The organism is Haloferax sp. AS1 (assembly GCF_014530665.1).
Classification (GTDB): Archaea; Halobacteriota; Halobacteria; order Halobacteriales; family Haloferacaceae; genus Haloferax; species Haloferax volcanii.
Window position 1 is genome coordinate 1,432,981 of sequence record NZ_SPSA01000001.1, and the last position, 13,207, is coordinate 1,446,187.

Below are 13,207 nucleotides of genomic sequence, written 5' to 3' on the forward strand. Positions count from 1 at the left end.
CGAGCAGCGGCCCGCGCTACTCGGTCGTTCCGCCGTCGTTGCTCAGTCGGCCCGAGGGCGGTTCGTCGAAATCGAAGTCGCCGAGGACGCCCTCCGGTGGGCCGTCGACGCCGCCGGCGGGCGGGGCGTCGGCTCCCGTCTCCGGGAGCGTGTTCGGCCCGGTGGCGTCGCCCGTCTCGCCGCCGAGGCGTTCGGCCGCGTCGCGAATCGAAAGCACCTGCTCGGTCTGCGAGCGGTTCGCGTCTGCGATTTCGCCGATTTGGTCCGACACGGTGGTCGCGCGCTCCGTCGCGTCGTCGACCATGCCGGCAATCTGCTCGGCGCTTTCGGCCTGGTCGTCGGTCGCAGAGGCGACTTCGCCGACGCCGACGGTGGCCTGTTCGACCGCCGCAGAGATGTCCGAGAGACTCCGCATCACGTCCTCGCCGCGGTCGATGCCGTCGTAGAGTCGCTCGGTCGTCTGCGAGAGGCTGTCGATGGTCTCCTGGGCCTCGGACTGGATGTCGCCCACCGTGCCTTCGACCTCGGCGGCGCGGGCCTGCGACTCCTCGGCGAGATTCTTCACCTCGCTGGCGACGACGGCGAAGCCCTCGCCCGCGTCGCCGGCGCGGGCGGCCTCGATGGAGGCGTTGAGCGCGAGCAGGTTCGTCTGCTCCGCGATGTCGTTGATGGCGTCGAGCACCTCGTCTATCTCCGCGATTTGGTCGTGCAGTTGCTGGACGTCCTCCGAAGCCGTCTCCGCGGCCTCGCTCACGTCGCGCATCACGTCGATGGCCTCGTCGGCTGCGTCCTCGCCCTCGGCTGCGCGCGTTGCGGCGTCGGCGCTGGTCCGCTCGACCTCCTCCGCGGTCGCCGCAATCTCCTCGACGGTCGCGCTTAGCTCCGACACTTCGGCGGCGACCGTCGCCATGTCGTCGGCCTGCGCCCGCGCCGTGGTCTCGATGTCGTCGGTCCGCTCGGTGGCCTCCTCGGAACTCCGCAGGAGCGACTCGACGGGGTCGCTCACGTCGGCTTCGACCTCGTGTGCGAGGGCGCGCCGACGCTCGGCGGCCTCGCGCGCCGCCTGACTGTACGAGTGGATGTACGTCTCCATCGCCACCTGCTGGTCGAGCGACAGGAGCTTCAACACGGGGAGGAAGCGCTCGACGACCTCGTCGACGGCGGCTTCGACCCGGTCGTCGCCGCCGCGGAGGCCGCTCGAAACGCCGGACGCGCCGCCGAGAAGTCCCGAGAGCAGGCCGCTATCGGCGTCGGTATCGCCGGCCGCGTCGCCTTCGAACTCGGTGTCGGCGTCGCTCCCGACCGTGTCGCCGCCGGTGAACTCCGCTTTCACTTCGTCCGCGACGGCACCGAGAATGCCCTCGTAGTAGACCGAATACGCGCCGAGATAGAACTTCGGCCCGAGGTCTATCATATCGTGTAGCTTCCCGATACGCGCCCGCTTCGCGAAGTAGTCCTCGCCGTACTCGCCGCGACCGAGTTCGCGGAGGTAGGTCGCCTGGTCGGCCCGCAGCATTTCCGTGGTCTTCGTCGAGCGACCGAAGAACTTCGTCGTCGCGTGCTCGCCGAGGTGGTCGTAGAACTCCGCCGCGAACTCGTCCGCGAACTCGTCCAAGAGCGGTTCGAGGTCGCTCAGGCGGCGCTCGTCCGCGTCCGAGAGGCGAACGAACGATTTCCGGCGGTCGATTTCCGCCGCGTCGATATCCAACTGCGAGAGCAGCGCGTCTCCGTCGACGCGAGCTCGCGCGTTGGCGTCGACTTGCCCCGAGGAGTCTGTCATATACCTCTCTCAACAGACACCGGTATTTCAACCCTCTCCGCGGAGTATCACGAATGATAGAGCGGGGAGAGAGGGATAACCGTGAGAATCTCGTTCTCGTGGGCCGGACCGAACGTTCACGTCGCTGGCGGACCGAGAGGCGGTATGGACGCCGATTCGTTCCGCGAGTCAGTCGAGACGGCGAAGCGAACCCAACTCGACCGGCTCGGCTCGTCGAAGCTCCTGTTGGCGCTGACCGAGGCGGACCTCTCCGAGCCGGCGGTGCTCCGCGCCGCCGCGTACTCCGAGCACGCGGCCCGCGGGACGTTCGCGGCGTGGGCCGAAGACGAGACGGACGAGGAAGCGAGCGCCGCGTTCGAGGCCGCCGCGGCGCAGGAAGCCGAGCACCTCGACCGCGTCCTCGGCGCGCTCGACGAGGCGGTCGACCTTCCCGACGAACCCGGCGTGATGCACGCGTACCTCCGCGGTCGCGAGGACGCTATCGAGCGGGTCGCCGCCGGCATGGTCGGCCGCGGCCTCGTCTCGATTCGGACCCACACGCAGGTCATCGGCTTCTTCGTCAACGAGGCGGACGAGCCCCGCGCCGACCTCTTTCGCGACCTGAAAGCCGAGACCGAAGAGACGCTTGCGACCGGCCTCGACCTCTTGGCCGACCGCTGTGCGACCGACGACGACTGGGAGCGCGCCCGGATGGTCGCAGAGTACGTCGTCCAACTGGCGTACGACGACTACGCCGACGGCCTCGCCGAACTCGGCGTCGACCCGAAGCCGCTCTGCTGAGTCGACGCCGCGACGCCCGGCCCGCACTGCCCCGCACCGCCCAGCCCAGCCCCGCACCGCCGACCCAATCTATTCGTGTCCCCGAGTGGTAGCCGATGGTATGACTTCCGAGGTTCGCGGGCGCGTCGAGGCGCTCTACACCGCGCCGTCGAAGGGTGAGCCGATGGTCTCCCACGAGGCCGTCTCGGTCGCGCGAGGCGGCATCGAAGGCGACCGCTACTTCGACGGCGACGGCTTCTACTCGGCGACCGACGGCTGTCAGGTGACGCTCGTCGACGCCGCGGTGCTGGACGACGCGGCCCGCGAGTACGGCCTCGACCTCGCTGACGGCCAACACCGCCGTAACGTCGTCGTCCGCGGCGTCGACATCGACGCCCTGCTCGACGCGACGTTCCAACTCGGCGGGGCCGAACTCCGCGGGACGAAGCTCAGGCCGCCGTGCGCGTATCTCGCGGACCTCGTCGGCGACGACGACGTGGGCGAGGCGCTCCGCGAGTCCCGGGGCGGCATCTGCGCGGACGTGCTCTCTCCCGGCCGGGTCGCCGTCGACGACGACCTCCGCGTGACCGAGGCGAACCCGCGGGAGATGGGCCGCCAGCTAGCCGAGCGACTCCGCGGCGAGCGAGTCGAAGACGGCGGCGAAGCCGCGGCGAACCACGGAGAACGCGGAGACGACAACGAATGACCGGCGGCGGCGACGATACGGCCGCCGGAACCCCGGTCGAGCGCGCGAAGGCCGCGCTCGCGGCGCTCGGAGCCGACGGCGACGCCCCGAGTCGGCGTTCGCGGTCGACGACGGCCCCGACGGTCGCCGTCGCCCCCGGCCGCGTGAACCTCGTCGGCGGGCACACCGACTACAACGACGGCCTCTGCCTCCCGATGGCCGTCGACCGCCACGTCGCGGTCGCGGCCCGTCCCCGAAGCGACGACCTGCTCCGCGTCCGCGCCGCCGATTTCGACGAGACGGCCGAACTCGCCCCCGAAGACGACCCCGACGGCTGGGCGGCCTACGTCGCCGCGGTCGCGCGCGTCCTCCGCGAGGACGACCCAATCAGCGGCGCGGACCTCGCTATCGCATCCGACGTGCCGACGGGCGCGGGACTCTCCTCGTCGGCCGCGCTCGAACTTGCCGTCGGCCGCGCGCTCCTCGCGGTCTCCGGCCGCGACCTCCCCGCCGCCGACCTCGCGCTGGCGTGCTGGCGGGCCGAGCGCGAGGGCGTCGGCGTCGAATGCGGCATCCTCGACCAGTTCTCGGCGGCGCTGTGCGAGGCCGATTCGGCGCTCTCTCTCGACTGCCGGAGCCGCGAGACCGAGCCGGTCCCCCTCGGCGACGGCGTCGGCGTCCTCGTCATCGACACCGGCGTCTCCCACGAACTGACCGAGTCGGGCTACAACGACCGCGTCCGCGAGTGCGCGGCGGCGCTCGATACCCTCCGCGAGGACGCCGACCGCGACCTCGACTCCCTGCGCGACGTGGACCGCGACCTCCTCGACGCCCACGCCGACGCGCTGGACCCGGTTCACTTCCGCCGCGTCCGGCACGTCGTGACCGAAAACGAGCGCGTCCGTCGCGCCCGCGACGCGCTCGCCGCGGGCGACCTCGACCGCGTCGGCGACGCGATGCTCGCGGCCCACGACAGCCTGCGCGACGACTACGAGGTGAGCTGTCCGGAACTCGACGCGGCGGTCGAACTCGCCGCCGAGACGCCGGGCGTCTACGGCGCGCGGATGACCGGCGGCGGCTTCGGTGGAAGCGCGGTCGCGTTAGTCGATGACGACGCGCTCGACCGAGCCGAGCGCGCGATTCGAGACGCCGCCCCCGAGCGCGTCGGCCCCGACGCCGACGTGTTCGCCTGCCGCCCCTCCGCCGGCGTTCGACTGGTCGGTGAGGAGTGAGCGCGAGCCGACGGCTCCGCGCGGTGTCTCGTGAAAAATCGAACGCGGGGCCGTGAGTTCGGGGTTGGATTCTGCTTCGGCTTCCGCCTCGTCGAACGAGGTGAATCAGAGATTCACCGGCTCGCCGAAGCTTACGCCTCGTCGAACAGCGCAGCACGGAGTGCTGCTGGCTCGACGAGTCGTTTCACTCCTCGTCGAATAGTGTCGAGCGAAGCTCGACTGATTCGACTTCGGCTTACGCCTCGTCGAACAGCGTCTCGCCGTCGACCATGTGCTCTTCGACGGTGTCCATGTCCAGCGTCACGCCGAGGCCCGGCTTCTCCGGAATCTCGATGTAGCCGTCCTCGATGACCGTCTCCTCGACGAGGTCTTCCCACCAGCCCAGCTCGTAGGAGTGGTACTCGACGGCCAGCGAGTTCGGAATCGCCGTGCCGACGTGCGCCGACGCCATCGTCGCGACCGGCGACGAGACGTTGTGCATCGCGACCGGCACGTAGTACTGGTTCGCCACGTCCGCGATTTTCTGCGTCTCGCGCATCCCGCCGACCTTCGGCATGTCCGGCGCGACGATGTCAACGGCCTGGTTCTCGATGAGGCGGCGAAGCTCCGTCACGCGGTAGCGGTTCTCACCGACCGTGATGGGCGTGAGCGTGGACTTCGTGACCTCCTCCTGCACGTCGAGGTTCTCCGGCGGGACGGGGTCTTCGAGCCACCACACGTCGTAGTCTTCCAACTCAGCCGCGAGGCGCTTGGCGCTCCCGCCCGAGAACGTCCAGTGGCAGTCGAACGCCACGTCCGCCTTGTCCTTGACGCGCTCTGTGACCTTCTCGACGATTTCGGCCTTGTGCCGAATCTCGCCGGGGCGCAGGTGGCGGTTCGCGCGGTCCTTCTCGTGGCCCGAGGGCACGTCGAGGTCGAACTTCAGCGCGTCGTAGCCGAGTTCGTCGACCACGCGCTCGGCCTCGTCGGCGCACGCTTCGGGGTCGGCCTCCTCCTCGGTGTGGCAGTCGCAGTAGACCCGCACCTTGTCGCGGTACTTCCCGCCGAGAAGCTGATAGGCGGGGATGTCGAGAATCTTGCCCGCGAGGTCGTGGAGCGCGACTTCGATGCCGGCGATGGCGGTGACGGTGACGCCCTCGACGGAGCCCTCGCCGGACATCTTCTGAACGAGGTGCTCGTACAGGCGGTCGATGTCGAGGGGGTTCTCACCGATGACGAACGGCTTCATGCGCTCGATGAGTTCGGGCACGCCCGCGCCCCAGTAGGCCTCGCCGGTGCCGACGACGCCCGCGTCGGTGTAGATGCGGACGAGCGTCCACGGGAAGTTGCCGTCGACCATCGTCGTCTGCACGTCGGTGATTTCGACGTCGCGGCCGCCGCCGCGCTTCGCCGTCACGCCCATCGTCTCCGCCGACAGCTCTCGCATCGTGTACTCCGCGTTCGGGTCGTGTAAGTCCGCGTAGTTCTTACCCATGAAGGGTGGTTTACTCGGACGTTAGTAAAGTTTTCCCGACCGGGACAGCTCTCCGCTCGGGTCTCGGGGGGACGGGACGCGAAGTCAGACCGGTGCGCGCCGGTCGAGCGAGTCGCGGAACGTCGCTCTGAGGAGCGCGTCGAGGTCGGCGGGGAGTTCGAGTCGGCGGAGGTCGGTGTCGGGGTCCGTCTCGGGGTCGAGGTCGATTCCGCGGCGTCGGACCGCGAGGAGTCGCCAGAGATACGCGAGTCTGAGCAGGCGCATCGCGTCCGGCACGTCGGCGTCGCTTCTGACGCGGTAGGTCACCCACGCCGAGTCGGGTACCACGCGGTGCGGGTCCGCGAGGCCGTCGGTGAGGAGCGCGTCGCGGACGCGCCTCGTGAGCGCGAGGTCGACGACGCCGGCGTCGTGGACGTGACCGAGTTCCCTGCCAGCGACGACGAACGCCGTCCCTCCGAAGCGATGCGGCGCGGTCTCGACGCCGGGCCAACGCGAGACGCGCGAGACGATTCTGTCGATTGCGGCGGTCATTCGACGACTGTACGCGCTCCGAGAAGATAACGACAGAGCCGAAGCGGGTCAGACCCCCGCGAGAGACTGGCATTTGGGGTCGTTCGACATCGCGTACCCGGGCGATAACCACAGGCTTTCCGGACATTCAGTTCACCAAGAGAGTACGTCGAAAATAGACCCTCAGAGCGGCGCGATATTCGCGGATTAACACGGGTTAGGAACGCGAATTTTCGCATCCCGTGACGGGTTCCGACCGCGCAAGCACCGCGGGTGCTGGGTTCCGCGCGGAGCGCGTCGGTCCACGCCGGCGGCGAGCGGTAGACGAGTCGTAACGAAACCCTCGGGAGACGAACAACAGTTCGAACCATGTCTCTGACCCCCACGGATGTACCACTGCGGGGAATCGACCCCGACTCTCGGGAGGCCGACAGATGAATCTCGGCCAGCTCGGCGTCGGCGTCGTCGTCCTCGTCATCGTCGTGTTCGCGCTCCTCTCCGGCGGGGTGAACACGCCCGAGACGCCCGCCCCGGCCGACGACGCCGACAGAAGCATCGGCGCCGACGTGACAGAGCCCGACGCGGACGACGCGCCGCCCGAGGACTCCGACCCCGGAACCGAACAAGAGCCCGTCGTCGCTGACGACGACGGGGCCGACGACGCGGGCGACGACGGCACCGCAAACGAGAGCGGAAGCGAGAGCGGGACGTTCGAGACGGTCGAGACCGGCGACGGCGACACCGACTCGCCGACGAGGACGACCAGACCGCGTGGCAGTCCGGTCGGCGTCTCGGACTACAATGACGGTGACGACGGCTCGTCCGACGACTCGTCTTCGGACGATTCGACCGACGACTCCTCGACTGACGACAGCACCGACGACTCGTCCTCGGACGACTCGACCGACGACAGCACCGACGATTCGGGCGACGACGATTCGAACACCGATGATTCGAACACCGATGATTCGAACGGCGAAGACTCGAACACCGACGACACCGGCTCGTCATCGGACGACTCGACCGACGACGCCGGTGACGACACTGGCGACGACTCGGGCGACGGTTCGAGCGGTGGCGACTCGGGTGACGACATCGGGATGTGCACGGTGTAAACTCTGGACACCGTGGCAACGCGACACCCTCAGTCGACTAGGAGATTGAGGGCGTAGGCGGTCCGGAGCACCGACGCGGCGTCGCCGCGGGGAAACACCAGTTCGTCGGTCTCGCGGACGTGGTCGAGCACGCCCGGCGAGGAGTGCTCGGGAGCCGCCGCGAGCCCGCAGTCGTTTGCTGCTGCCCACCGCATCACGTCGAGGTCGGACTTCGAATCGCCCATCACGAGGACGAACGGGTCGTCCACCCCGAGCACGTCGAGCGCGGCGCGGACGCCCGCCGCCTTGTTCAGGTCGACCGCCGAGAGCTCCGCGGCGTCGGCGTGGTAGTACGCGACCGTCACGCGTTCGAGCGTCTGTGCGACGGGGTCCGGAATCTCCGACTCCGCGTCCGAGTCGGGAAGCGCGTCGCGGGCGTCGAGCACGTCGCGTATCTCCGGGTCGCGCGCCGCGAAGTACGCCCGCGCCCAGTCGGAGCCGGCGGGGTCGTCGGTGAGCGCCTCGCCGAGGAGGTCCAGCAGGTAGACGAGCGCGCCGTCGATGACTTCCTCGGCGTCGTCGCTGCCGGTCTCGAAGTTCGGCTTGAGCGTGACGTTGAACTCGTTTCCCTGCAAGTGGACGCCACCGCGGAGCGCGTCGGGGAGGTCGCGGATGACGCGTCCGCGGACCGATTCGAAGACCGACTGCACCGAGTCGTCGAGCGTCTCGTAGAGGAGGCGCTTCGTGTCCGAGCCGTGACCGGGCGTGAAGACGCCGGTGCCGGCCTCGTAGACGATGCTCACGTTCCCCGAGTGGACGAGTTCGTTGCCGAGTCCCTGAATTGCGAAGCCCTTGACGTTCTCCAAGGTCTGGCCGGTGCAGATGACGATGGGGACGCCCCGCTCGTGGAACTGCGTGAGGAGATGCAGCACCTCGCGGGGAATCTCGTTGTCCGTCTGGCCCGCAGAGCGCAGCGTCTCGTCCACGTCGAGGACGAGCGCGTTCACCGCCCGTCCGTACTTCGTGTAGAGGTCGAGGGCGGTGAACGCCTGGTCCCGCGTCGCACGCGCGGCGAGTTCCGCGTAGCGGTCGCCGTCCGAAAGCGCCCGGCGGATGCGGTCTTTCTTCTCCGCGAGTTCGTCGTCGACCTGCTGCCAGTGCGACAGCGCCACCGGCGAGCCGAGCGGCGGCAAGAGGTCGACGAAGTCCTGTGCGTCCCGGACCGCGTCCGCGTCGAAGTTCCCGTACAGTCTGTACAGGAGGTCGTACCGCTCCATGATTCGGGGTCGTCACCCAACCGCATTAAAGCCGCGTGAGAGGCGGGTCGCCTCGCGGCGGCTCGTCGGGGCGGGGTCGTCGGTCGGTCGCGGTCGTCCGCGGTCGGTCTGCCCCGCAACTCTGATACCGACCGGCCGACGACGTGTGCACATGGCACATTGGACCGACAGCATCGTCGGCGACCGGATGACGGTGGACCGCGAGTTCAACGAGCAGGTGACGAACTCCCGGTTCAACAGTCAGGAGTGGGGGCTCATCATGACGGCGACGGAGTTCGAAATCGAGAACGCGGACGACCCCGAGGCGGCGCGCATCGTCGCCGACACCGAGAAGGTCCCGCAGATTATCCCCGAACTCGACAACATCCGCAGTCAGATGGGCGCGATGGGCGGCGGGGGAGGCGAGTCGTCGTCCGACGGCGGCATCGTCGACTCCATCAAGGGCGCGCTCGGGATGGGCGGCGGCGGCAAGAAAGGCGAACAGGAGAAACTGGAGGCCGCGGAACGACTCACCCAAGAGTACGCCGACGCGCTCCAAGACCACCTCGAAAAGAAAGGCAAGTGGAACCAGGTCCGGGTCAGCTACCTCGAATAGCGGGGAACCCCGCCGGCGCACTGGTGCTCCTCGCGGGAGCGCTCGCGCGATGGCTCGGGTTGTAACGGGCCACCGCGACACCGCCAGAAAAACGCCCGAGCGTCGCTGCCGAGTCGAGTTCAGTACTCGTCGCCGGCGTGGAACAGCGTCCGTTCGCTCGCCTCGTAGATGTTCATCAGTTCGTTGATGAGGTCGTCGTACTCCTCGTCGTCCTCGCGGAGCGCGTCGAGTCGGGCGACCGTCTCGTCGTCGAGGTGAATCTGCGGCATACCTACACCCACGCCGCGTGACGCCTTAAGCGACGTGGGGGCGTCGGATTCGACCCCCTCATCCCCGAGAGCGTCGCCGCTGGGGGAGACGTACGAAACGAAAAACCGGCGGTGTGCCGGGTGGAGACGACGGCCGGTGTCGGCCCGCGATGCGGACGCGACGAGCGCTCGACGGTGAATGAGTCACCGTCCGCGCGGCGTTACTTGAACAGCGACTGGCCGGCGCTGCCGGAGACCTCGGTCAGGTCGGCGTGCACGTCGGCGATGCGCTCGCGGATGTCGCGACCGGCGACGCGGGGGTCGAACACGTCCTTGTTCGGCGACCAGTCGGTCTCGTTGAAGAACGTGTCGCGGGCGTCCGCGACGCCCTCGGGCGGGACGATGGCGTTCGGTTCCTCGTTGTAGCGGTCGTACGCGGTGCGGGTGTACTCGTACTGGTAGCGGGTGTCCTTGTTGACCTTGCAGATGCCGTGTTTGAGCATCTCTTGCAGTTGGTCGGGCTGGACCCCCGAGGAGCCGTGGAGGACGAGCGGCGTGTCGAGGCCGTGGTCGCGCAGGGCTTGCCGGATGTCGTTGGCGAGGTCCGGACGGAGTTCGAGGTCCTTGCCCTTGGCGACGCCGTGCTGCGTGCCGACGGAGATGGCCAGCAGGTCCGCGCCCGTCTTGTCGACGAACTCGACGGCCTGTTCGGGGTCCGTGTAGAACGCCTCCTCGGCCTCGATTTCGTCCTCGACGCCCTTTATCTGGCCGAGTTCGGCCTCGATGAGCACGTCGGAGCCCGCGGCCTCGACCATCTCGACGACCTCGCGGCTCGTGGCGACGTTCTCGTCGAACGGCTCGTGGGACGCGTCGATCATGATGGACGACGGGATGTCGAGTTCGATCTGTTGCTCGATGAACTCGAGGTCCGTCTGGTGGTCCATGTTGAGGAAGACGCCGATGTCGTACCGCTCGGCGATGGTCTCGATGTAGTTCCCCATGGCCTTCAGACCCGCGACGGCGTCGCCGTCGCCCGCGAACCGACAGGCCCCGCCGCTCATCTGCAACAGGAGGTCCGAGTCCATCCGGTCGGCCCCCTCCATGAGACCCATCATGATGTTCGGCTCCGCGATGTTACTCGCGATGAGGCCGAATCCTTCGTCGAGCGCCTCGTCGTACACTGTGGCGAGTTCCTCCCCGCCGTAGAACGGCATTATGCGTTCACCTCGGTTTCGACAACGACTGCGAGACTAATAATGTATGGGAAGCGAGTTTCGATTCTGCACGTTTTCGTTTGTTCGCGTTCGAGTTAATTTTCATCGACCGACCGAGCGCCGCCGCTCGGAGACGGGAGAAAAAAGGGAAAACCGTCGGCGGGCGTTACGAGAACAGCTTCTTCAGGCGGGCGAACAGCCCCTTTTCGGGGTCGCCGCCGCGGCGCACGGGTTCGTCCGATTCCGCGGCGTCGCCGGCCGACTCGTCGGTGCCGGACTCGGCGTCGGCGTCCTCGCCGTCGTCGCCGCTCCCGAACGTGACCGAACCCGTCTTGCCGGCCTCGGCGAGTTCGACGGCCTTCTCCACGACGGCCTCGGCGTTGTTCACGCCGTCTTTGACCGTCCCCTTGAGGACGAGCTTGCCGTCGAAGCGGTCGCGGCTGACAGACGTGTCCGAGGTGATGATGACCGCGTCCGCCTCGGCGATGGCGTCGGAGGCCAGTTCGTCCTGCGTGCCCATCGCGCCCTGAACCTCGACGTCGATGTCGTGGCCGAGGCGCTCGCCGGCCTGCAAGAGGTTCTCGGCCGCCATCTGGCTGTGTGCGATTCCGGTCGGACAGGATGTGACTGCGACGAGTTTCATTGGTCTAGTGTAAGGATTTCCGCGACTTCAGCCTTCGTGTCGGCCTGGAGGACGCGCTCCGCGAGGTCGCGGGCGTCCGCGGTGTCGGTCTCCGCGACGGCCGCCTTGACCTGCGGCACCGTCACGGCGCTCATGCTCAGTTCGTCGAGGCCGAGCCCGACGAGCAGTTCGGTGAGGTCCGGGTCGCCCGCCATCTCGCCGCACATGCCGACCCAGCAGTCCTCGCCTTCGGCCGCCGAGACGGTGGCGTCGATGGCGCGGAGGACCGCCGGCTGCCGGTAGTCTCCGAGCTCAGAAACGCGCTCGTTGCCGCGCTCGGCGGCCATCACGTACTGCGCGAGGTCGTTCGTCCCGATGCTGAAGAAGTCGACGTGCGGCGCGAACTGGTCGGCCATGAACGCCGCGGCGGGCGTCTCGACCATGATGCCGAACTCGGGCAGTTCGTTTGCGACGCCCTCGGCGTCGAGGTCGGCGGCGACCGACTCGAACCGCTCGCGGCCGGCGCGAAGCTCCTCGACCGTCGAGACGAGCGGGAGCATCACCGACAGGTTCGCGCCGTCGGCGCTGGCCGCCGCGCGCAGGAGCGCGCGGACCTGCGTCTCGAAGAGGTCCGCGTCCGGGCCGAGCGACCGGCGGATGCCGCGCTCGCCGAGGAACGGGTTCTCCTCGTCCGGCAGGTCGAGATACGGGACCGGCTTGTCGCCGCCGATGTCGAGGGTTCGGACGACGACGCGCCCGCCGTCGAACGATTCGAGCGCCTCGACGTACGCCTCGTACTGCTCGTCTTCGTCCGGCGGCGACTCGCGGTCGAGGAAGAGGAACTCGGTGCGGAACAGGCCGACGCCGTCGGCCCCGCGGTCGACGGCCGGCCCGAGGTCCGCCAGCGTACCGATGTTGGCGGCGACCTCGATGTCGACGCCGTCTGCGGTCTCGACCGGCTCGTGTCGGATGTCAACGTCGGCGGCGGCCGCGGCGGCCTCCTTGCGCTCGTCGCTCGGGTCGACCACGAGGTCGCCCGACTCGCCGTCGACGACGACCTCGGTGCCGTCCTCGACGGACTGGAGCTCCTCGCCCACGCCGACGATGGCCGGCAGGGCGAGCGAGCGCGCGAAGATGGCCGCGTGGGAGGTGCGGCCGCCCGTCACGGTGACGAAGCCGGCGACGCGCTCCGGGTCGAGTTGCGCCGTGTCGCTCGGCGTGAGCCGCTCCGCGACGACGACGCTCCCCTCCGGCAGCGACGAGAGGTCGACGCGCTCGCCGTCCGAGAGGACGCGCACGAGTCGGTCGCGCACGTCGCGGAGGTCGTCGGCGCGCTCGCCCATGCGACCGCCCATGTTCTCGAACTGCTCGACGAACTCGGTGAACGTCTCCTGAACGGCGTGTTCGGCCGGGAGCCCGCCCTCGATGGCGTCGGAGACGCCGTCGGTTATCTGCGGGTCGTTGAGGAACTGGACGTGCGCGTCGAACACCGCGGCCTCCTCCTCGCCGACGCGTTCTGCGGTCCGCTCGCGCTCGGCTTCGAGTTCGTCTTCGGCGGCCGCGCGGGCGTCCTCGAAGCGGGCCAGTTCGGCCTCCGCGTCCACGTCTGCCGGGGCCGGCGGCTCGGGGAGGTCCGCGTCCGGGCGGTACCAGACGACGGTGCCGACGCCCGAAAGCGGTGTCACGCCGATGCCGGAGAGGGTTCGTTCGGTCATAG

General features: G+C 68.8%; 13 protein-coding genes. 5 read left to right on the forward strand and 8 right to left on the reverse strand.

Going from position 1 to position 13,207, the window contains the following annotated elements; genetic code table 11:
- Positions 1 to 16: 16 nt before the first annotated feature.
- On the reverse strand, positions 17 to 1,780 hold the full coding sequence (locus tag E4P24_RS07715; protein ID WP_188148318.1) for a globin-coupled sensor protein: 1,764 nt from the start codon (positions 1,778 to 1,780) through the stop codon (positions 17 to 19).
- Positions 1,781 to 1,924: 144 nt separating this feature from the next.
- On the opposite strand from E4P24_RS07715, the gene E4P24_RS07720 reads away from it, so the two are divergent.
- From E4P24_RS07720 to galK, 3 genes are all read left to right on the forward strand, one after another.
- Positions 1,925 to 2,560, forward strand: a complete 636-nt coding sequence (locus E4P24_RS07720; RefSeq protein WP_004063320.1) for a hypothetical protein — start codon at positions 1,925 to 1,927, stop codon at positions 2,558 to 2,560.
- A gap of 100 nt (positions 2,561 to 2,660) precedes the next feature.
- Positions 2,661 to 3,245 (forward strand): MOSC domain-containing protein, encoded by a 585-nt coding sequence (locus tag E4P24_RS07725; RefSeq protein WP_188148319.1) that lies wholly within the window; start codon positions 2,661 to 2,663, stop codon positions 3,243 to 3,245.
- Positions 3,242 to 4,456, forward strand: a complete 1,215-nt coding sequence (galK, locus tag E4P24_RS07730) for a galactokinase (RefSeq protein WP_188148320.1) — start codon at positions 3,242 to 3,244, stop codon at positions 4,454 to 4,456. Before E4P24_RS07725 ends, galK begins: the two co-directional genes overlap by 4 nt.
- Positions 4,457 to 4,691: 235 nt before the next feature.
- On the opposite strand, the gene E4P24_RS07735 is transcribed toward galK, so the two are convergent.
- Both E4P24_RS07735 and E4P24_RS07740 read right to left on the reverse strand, forming a co-directional pair.
- Positions 4,692 to 5,930, reverse strand: a complete 1,239-nt coding sequence (locus E4P24_RS07735) for a mandelate racemase/muconate lactonizing enzyme family protein (protein ID WP_004063314.1) — start codon at positions 5,928 to 5,930, stop codon at positions 4,692 to 4,694.
- Positions 5,931 to 6,014: 84 nt separating this feature from the next.
- Positions 6,015 to 6,461, reverse strand: coding sequence for a luciferase family protein (locus E4P24_RS07740; protein WP_188148321.1), 447 nt, complete (start codon positions 6,459 to 6,461; stop codon positions 6,015 to 6,017).
- A 413-nt stretch (positions 6,462 to 6,874) separates the two neighbouring features.
- On the opposite strand from E4P24_RS07740, the gene E4P24_RS07745 reads away from it, so the two are divergent.
- Entirely contained in the window at positions 6,875 to 7,555 is a 681-nt protein-coding gene (locus E4P24_RS07745) for a hypothetical protein (RefSeq protein WP_188148322.1), read from the forward strand.
- A 29-nt stretch (positions 7,556 to 7,584) separates the two neighbouring features.
- Here E4P24_RS07745 and E4P24_RS07750 read toward each other — a convergent pair whose 3' ends face one another.
- The gene (locus E4P24_RS07750; RefSeq protein WP_188148323.1) at positions 7,585 to 8,811 is read right to left on the reverse strand and encodes an HAD family hydrolase; all 1,227 of its coding nucleotides are present in this window, start codon (positions 8,809 to 8,811) and stop codon (positions 7,585 to 7,587) included.
- Positions 8,812 to 8,962: 151 nt separating this feature from the next.
- Here E4P24_RS07750 and E4P24_RS07755 point away from each other — a divergent pair, with 151 nt between their 5' ends.
- Entirely contained in the window at positions 8,963 to 9,406 is a 444-nt protein-coding gene (locus tag E4P24_RS07755) for a DUF5799 family protein (protein ID WP_004063306.1), read from the forward strand.
- 119 nt (positions 9,407 to 9,525) lie between these two features.
- Here E4P24_RS07755 and E4P24_RS07760 read toward each other — a convergent pair whose 3' ends face one another.
- The 4 genes from E4P24_RS07760 to ptsP all read right to left on the reverse strand — a co-directional run bounded on the left by E4P24_RS07760 (position 9,526) and on the right by ptsP (position 13,205).
- The gene (locus E4P24_RS07760; RefSeq protein ID WP_004043442.1) at positions 9,526 to 9,675 is read right to left on the reverse strand and encodes a hypothetical protein; all 150 of its coding nucleotides are present in this window, start codon (positions 9,673 to 9,675) and stop codon (positions 9,526 to 9,528) included.
- 200 nt (positions 9,676 to 9,875) lie between these two features.
- Positions 9,876 to 10,868 carry a class II fructose-bisphosphate aldolase gene (gene fba / locus E4P24_RS07765; RefSeq protein ID WP_004043441.1) on the reverse strand — a complete coding sequence of 331 codons (993 nt, stop codon included), beginning with the start codon at positions 10,866 to 10,868 and terminating at the stop codon, positions 9,876 to 9,878.
- Between the two features lie 166 nt (positions 10,869 to 11,034).
- Positions 11,035 to 11,511: a fructose PTS transporter subunit IIB gene (gene ptfB, locus E4P24_RS07770; RefSeq protein WP_188148324.1), complete on the reverse strand. Its 477-nt coding sequence runs from the start codon at positions 11,509 to 11,511 to the stop codon at positions 11,035 to 11,037.
- Positions 11,508 to 13,205, reverse strand: coding sequence for a phosphoenolpyruvate--protein phosphotransferase (gene ptsP, locus E4P24_RS07775; protein WP_008606248.1), 1,698 nt, complete (start codon positions 13,203 to 13,205; stop codon positions 11,508 to 11,510). Before ptsP ends, ptfB begins: the two co-directional genes overlap by 4 nt.
- Positions 13,206 to 13,207 lie beyond the last annotated feature (2 nt).

Bases quoted from the DNA above. Each gene is read 5' to 3' on its own strand.
- E4P24_RS07715 (WP_188148318.1), bottom strand. From the start codon at position 1,780: ATGACAGACTCCTCGGGGCAAGTCGACGCCAACGCGCGAGCTCGCGTC.
- E4P24_RS07720 (WP_004063320.1), top strand. From the start codon at position 1,925: ATGGACGCCGATTCGTTCCGCGAGTCAGTCGAGACGGCGAAGCGAACC.
- E4P24_RS07725 (WP_188148319.1), top strand. From the start codon at position 2,661: ATGACTTCCGAGGTTCGCGGGCGCGTCGAGGCGCTCTACACCGCGCCG.
- galK (WP_188148320.1), top strand. From the start codon at position 3,242: ATGACCGGCGGCGGCGACGATACGGCCGCCGGAACCCCGGTCGAGCGC.
- E4P24_RS07735 (WP_004063314.1), bottom strand. From the start codon at position 5,930: ATGGGTAAGAACTACGCGGACTTACACGACCCGAACGCGGAGTACACG.
- E4P24_RS07740 (WP_188148321.1), bottom strand. From the start codon at position 6,461: ATGACCGCCGCAATCGACAGAATCGTCTCGCGCGTCTCGCGTTGGCCC.
- E4P24_RS07745 (WP_188148322.1), top strand. From the start codon at position 6,875: ATGAATCTCGGCCAGCTCGGCGTCGGCGTCGTCGTCCTCGTCATCGTC.
- E4P24_RS07750 (WP_188148323.1), bottom strand. From the start codon at position 8,811: ATGGAGCGGTACGACCTCCTGTACAGACTGTACGGGAACTTCGACGCG.
- E4P24_RS07755 (WP_004063306.1), top strand. From the start codon at position 8,963: ATGGCACATTGGACCGACAGCATCGTCGGCGACCGGATGACGGTGGAC.
- E4P24_RS07760 (WP_004043442.1), bottom strand. From the start codon at position 9,675: ATGCCGCAGATTCACCTCGACGACGAGACGGTCGCCCGACTCGACGCG.
- fba (WP_004043441.1), bottom strand. From the start codon at position 10,868: ATGCCGTTCTACGGCGGGGAGGAACTCGCCACAGTGTACGACGAGGCG.
- ptfB (WP_188148324.1), bottom strand. From the start codon at position 11,511: ATGAAACTCGTCGCAGTCACATCCTGTCCGACCGGAATCGCACACAGC.
- ptsP (WP_008606248.1), bottom strand. From the start codon at position 13,205: ATGACCGAACGAACCCTCTCCGGCATCGGCGTGACACCGCTTTCGGGC.